Source organism: Streptomyces sp. NPDC002130 (assembly GCF_040296465.1).
Taxonomy (GTDB): Bacteria; Actinomycetota; Actinomycetes; order Streptomycetales; family Streptomycetaceae; genus Streptomyces.
In genome coordinates, this window is the sequence record NZ_JBEOXI010000411.1 from 1 (window position 1) to 4,581 (window position 4,581).

Annotated in this window: 7 protein-coding genes; 4 read left to right on the forward strand and 3 right to left on the reverse strand. The window is 72.5% G+C overall.

Features of this window, described 5'->3' with window-relative positions; genetic code table 11:
• Nucleotides 1–91 precede the first annotated feature (91 nt).
• The gene (locus ABT116_RS39825) at nucleotides 92–460 is read right to left on the reverse strand and encodes a GntR family transcriptional regulator (protein WP_351644794.1); all 369 of its coding nucleotides are present in this window, start codon (nucleotides 458–460) and stop codon (nucleotides 92–94) included.
• A 71-nt stretch (nucleotides 461–531) separates the two neighbouring features.
• On the opposite strand from ABT116_RS39825, the gene ABT116_RS39830 reads away from it, so the two are divergent.
• Together ABT116_RS39830 and ABT116_RS39835 are read left to right on the forward strand one after the other, a co-directional pair.
• Nucleotides 532–1,461, forward strand: coding sequence for a GNAT family N-acetyltransferase (locus ABT116_RS39830; protein ID WP_351644797.1), 930 nt, complete (start codon nucleotides 532–534; stop codon nucleotides 1,459–1,461).
• The gene (locus ABT116_RS39835; RefSeq protein ID WP_351644799.1) at nucleotides 1,442–1,963 is read left to right on the forward strand and encodes a ribonuclease FAU-1 family protein; all 522 of its coding nucleotides are present in this window, start codon (nucleotides 1,442–1,444) and stop codon (nucleotides 1,961–1,963) included. Before ABT116_RS39830 ends, ABT116_RS39835 begins: the two co-directional genes overlap by 20 nt.
• Here the strand turns inward: ABT116_RS39835 and ABT116_RS39840 are convergent.
• Nucleotides 1,922–2,554, reverse strand: a complete 633-nt coding sequence (locus ABT116_RS39840; protein ID WP_351644801.1) for a class I SAM-dependent methyltransferase — start codon at nucleotides 2,552–2,554, stop codon at nucleotides 1,922–1,924. The two genes, ABT116_RS39835 and ABT116_RS39840, sit on opposite strands and share 42 nt — an antisense overlap.
• Nucleotides 2,555–2,692: 138 nt before the next feature.
• Here ABT116_RS39840 and ABT116_RS39845 point away from each other — a divergent pair, with 138 nt between their 5' ends.
• Entirely contained in the window at nucleotides 2,693–2,827 is a 135-nt protein-coding gene (locus ABT116_RS39845; protein ID WP_104778565.1) for a hypothetical protein, read from the forward strand.
• A gap of 30 nt (nucleotides 2,828–2,857) precedes the next feature.
• Here ABT116_RS39845 and ABT116_RS39850 read toward each other — a convergent pair whose 3' ends face one another.
• Entirely contained in the window at nucleotides 2,858–3,307 is a 450-nt protein-coding gene (locus ABT116_RS39850; protein ID WP_351644804.1) for a GNAT family N-acetyltransferase, read from the reverse strand.
• A gap of 182 nt (nucleotides 3,308–3,489) precedes the next feature.
• On the opposite strand from ABT116_RS39850, the gene ABT116_RS39855 reads away from it, so the two are divergent.
• The gene (locus tag ABT116_RS39855) at nucleotides 3,490–4,521 is read left to right on the forward strand and encodes a lytic polysaccharide monooxygenase auxiliary activity family 9 protein (protein ID WP_351644806.1); all 1,032 of its coding nucleotides are present in this window, start codon (nucleotides 3,490–3,492) and stop codon (nucleotides 4,519–4,521) included.
• Nucleotides 4,522–4,581 lie beyond the last annotated feature (60 nt).

Here is a 4,581-nt window from a genome sequence, read left to right on the forward strand (position 1 = left end):
TCCTCCGCCTTGCAGCTCCACGCGCCAGGCCCCGCTCACCGGCGTTGAAAGAATCCGCCGATTCCCTGCGGCCTGATCCAAACGACAGGCCCTAGTTCCCGTAAGCCGCGCGCAGGGCGTCCCGGACCGCGGCGAGCGCGGCCTCCTCGTCCAGCCCGAGTCGCCTGGCCCGCTCCACATAGGCCTGTGCGGCCGAGGCCAGCTCGCGGTCCGCGGCCGATCCGGCGGCGGCCACGAACGTGCCGTTGCGGCCCCTGGTCTCGATCACCCCGTCCGCCTCCAGCGCCCGGTACGCCTTGGCGACCGTGTTCGCGGCGAGGCCCAGCGACTCGGCCAGCCCCCGCACGGTCGGCAGCCGGTAGCCCACGGGCAGCGCACCGGACCGCGCCTGCTCGGAGATCCGCGCCCGCACCTGCTCGTAGGGCGGGGCGCTGTCGTCGATGTCGATCTTCAGGGTCACAGGCCGATTGTCGCGCACCCGACGGAAAATGAGAGGCACCCCGGATGGCTTCACGCGTAGCGTGCGCCTTCATGACCATGATCGTGCGCGACCTGCGTCCCGATGTCCGAGCCGATGCCGAGGGGTTCTCCGACACCCGGCGCCTCGCCCTTCCGTACATGTTGTCCACCCCCGAGTCGGTGGTGCACACCCTGACGCACGTCCACCCTGACGCCCATTTCGGGCAGCTCATCGCCGAGGAGGACGGCGAGATCATCGGCACCGCCCAGGTCAGCGTCGCCCACGACAGCCCGGAACCCGGCCAGGGCTCGGCCAACATCTACGTACGCCCCGACCGCAGGAACCGCGGCGCCGGTTCGCTGCTGCTGCGTACGGCGGAGGAGCGCCTGGGACGCCTGGGCGTCACGAAGCTGTTCGCGTGGGTCCTGGACGAGCCGGACAACCGCGCCTTCGCCGAGCGGCACGGCTTCCGGGCCAGCCGCTCCGCCTGGTTCCTGCGCCTGGACCTGGCGGGCGGCACGCTCCCGCCCCGGCAGGAGCCACCGTCCGGCGTCGAGCTGCGCACTGCCGCCGACTTCGCGGACGACCCGCGCCCCCTGTTCGAACTGGACGCGGCGACGTCGTCGGACGAACCGAGCGACATCGCCGTGGAGTTCACCGACTACGAGGCCTGGCTCGAGCAACACTGGAAGCACCCGCTGCTGAACCGCGACCTGACCACCGTCGCGGTCGTCGACGGGCGACCGGCCGCCTTCAGCGTGGCCTACACGGACGGCGACTCCCGCTACGCCACCGCGATGACCGGCACCGCCCGGGAGTTCCGCGGCAGGGGCCTGGCGAAGCTCGCCAAGAACGACTCGCTGCATCGCGCCCGCGCGGCGGGGTGCACGGAGGCCTTCACCGGCAACGACACGGGGAACGAGCCGATGATCGCCATCAACAAGTGGTTCGGCTACGAGATCTGCGCGAAGGAGGTGCGTCATGTCCGCGAACTCGGCTGACCGGAGCCCTCAGTCGGCTGACCGGAACCCGCAGCTGGACGTCGTCCTCGTCAAGGCGGGCCGTACGAAGATCCGTTACAGCGGCGAGCTGCTGGCGGACGACGGCACGCGCGTGGCGGTCCGCGCCGCCTGGGCGGGCTCCGGCGTCCGCGACTTCGGGTTCGTCCGCTTCGAGCCCGGGGACGTCTTCACGGAGTACTACTGGCGCGACCGGTGGTACGCGGTGAAGGAGGTCCGCTCCGCCACAGGCACGCTGAAGGGCTGGTACTGCGACGTCACCCGCCCCGCCCGGCGCTCCGGCCCGGAGCTGGTCGTGGAGGATCTCGACCTCGACCTGTGGCTCTCCGCGGACGGCACGGACGTGCGGCGCCTGGACGAGGACGAGTTCGCCGAGAGCGGGCTCGGCGAGTCGGACCCGGACGCGGCATCCGCCGCGCTGGCCGCGCTCGACGAACTGGAGTCACTGGCCCGCGGCGGCGGCTTCGAGGCCCTCCTGGCCTGAGTCGCGGATCTCCGCGACCACCGCGTACCGCTCGTCCGTCACCGGCCCGCCCCACAGCAGCGGATCGTCCGACAGCCGCTGCACGCGCACCTGACCGGCGATCGGGGCGAGCAGGCCGGTGAGCCGCTCGGCGGGTATGCCGACCGGCTCGGTGCTCCCCCACACGCCCTCGACCAGCACCAGCCGCCCGCCCGGCCGCAGCAGCCCGCGCCAGTGCCTGAGGGCGCGGGCAGGCTCGGGCAGGGCCCACAGGACGTGCCGCACGAGCACGGCGTCGAAGCGCTGCTCCCCGACCGGCGGTGCCGCCGCGTCACCGACGAGGAACACGGCGTCGCGCCCGGCGAGCTTTTCCCGCGCGAGCGTCACCATCGCCGGGGAGAGGTCCACGCCCGTCACCCGGTGCCCCTGTTCAGACGCGATGAGTGACAGGCTGCCGGTGCCACAGCCGAGATCGAGCACGTCGCCGGCGCGCCCCGGCAGCCAGTCGCGCAGCCGACCGGCCCAGGCACGGCGCACCTCGGGGTCGCGCAGGCCGTGGTCCGGCTCCTCGTCGAAGGAGGCGGCCTCGGCGTCCCAGTCCACGTTCGTCATGGCCCCAGAGTGACACCCGCCACTGACAACCGAATCGTGACTGCCGCCACTGACAGACCAGGAACGATGAGTAACCCTCCCCCGAAAGGTCTACCTCCGTGAGAACGCGGAACCCGGTAGACCCTTAAGGAGGCAGCCATGCGCCGTGTGACCGTGCAGAAGCCCCTGAAGAAGTCGGACGTCCGCCGGGTCCGCGAGGAGGCCGACGAGCGTCCCGCCGGGCGCCCGGAGGTCCGCAAGGACATCGCACGCACCTGGTGGCCGGACGCCTGAGCGGCCGGTGCCGGTCATGAGACGCAACGCTCAGAGCAGCCGTTTGCGGTAGTGGACACGGTCGTAGGGCCCGTCCACGCGGCGCTCCACGAGTTCGTAGCCGTACTTCGGATAGATCTGCTGGTTCTCCCACATCAGCGCGTTCGTGTAGAGCCTGACCTCGGGCAGGCCGAGCGTACGCGCGTGTGCGTCCACGAACCGGAGCAGCCGCCGCCCCACCCCCCTGCCGTGCGCGGCGGGGTGGACGGCGATGGTGTCGAGGAAGAGGTGGTCGTCGAACGCCTCGACCACGACGAGCCCGGTGACCGGATCGCCCGTCACGAACACCTTGCCCGCGGCCACGTTCGCCGTGTGGTCCTCCTCCATGGGCTGGGGCACCTGCCCGATGCGCTCGATGTAGGGGCGGAAGGCCGCGTCGACCACCTCCGTGACGACCGGTACGTCGGCGGCGCGGGCCGGTCGGATCTCCTCGTCTGCCATGCCGCGACGGTACCTACCTGATGCCAGTCCGAACACTCCCTTAAGCGGGCCATAAGGATCTCCTCCACCCGCCCCCAGCAGGCGATTTCACGGTTCTCAGGGGCTAGCTTCGGAGCACCCCACGGGATTCCGGCCCCTTCCGGCCCGGACCTGCCCCATGCACCGTTTCGAGGAGTTCCCGCATGCCCGCACGCCGCAAGGCCGCCTCCGTCGCCGCCCTCGGCAGCCTCCCGCTCGCCCTGACCGCGCTGACCGCCGCACCGGCCGCCGCGCACGGCTCGATGGGCGACCCGGTCAGCCGGGTCTCGCAGTGCTACGCCGAAGGCCCCGAGAGCCCGAAGTCGGCCGCGTGCAAGGCGGCGGTCGCGGCGGGTGGCACCCAGGCCCTCTACGACTGGAACGGCATCCGCATCGGCGACGCGGGCGGCCGGCACCAGCAGCTCATACCGGACGGCAAGCTCTGCAGCGCGAACAACGCGGAGTTCAAGGGTCTCGACCTCCCCCGCGCCGACTGGCCCGCGACCGGCGTCCGCAGCGGCTCGCACACCTTCAAGTACCGCGTGACGGCCCCGCACAAGGGCACGTTCAAGGTGTACCTCACCAAGCCCGGCTACGACCCCGCCAAGCCGCTCGCCTGGAAGGACCTGGACCTCGCGAACCCGGTCGCGACGTCCACCGACCCGGCCGCCACCGGCGGTTTCTACACCTTCTCCGGCAAGCTGCCCCAGCGCTCCGGCAAGCACCTGCTGTACGCGGTCTGGCAGCGGTCGGACAGCCCGGAGGCGTTCTACTCCTGCTCGGACGTCAGCTTCGGCGGCGGTGGCGGCGCGGCGGGCGGCGCGGCTCCGGCCCCGTCCGCCTCCGCTCCCAGCGAGAAGCAGATCCAGGACGGCAACGACAAGTCGACCATCGAGCACCACGGGCACGGCGACGACGACGCCGGCACCTCGGCGGAGCCGGCCGCGGCCCCGAAGCAGAGCGCGCCGGACCGCCCGAAGGCGGCGGTGCCCGAGCCCGACCGGCCGAAGGCTGCGGCACCCGCGCCCAACCGGCCGAAGGCGGCCGGTGCCACGGAGAACCTCGCCGAGACCGGCGGCGACAGCACCACCCCGTACGTCGCGATCGGCGGTGCGGCGGCGCTGGCCCTGGGCGCCTCGGCCCTGTTCCTGTCGGCCCGGCGCCGGACGGTGAGCGGCGGCCGGCACGGCCGCTGACCCCCACCGCCCCACGACCCGGGGCCAGTGCGGCGGGTCAGGCCGGGCAGGCCCCCAAAC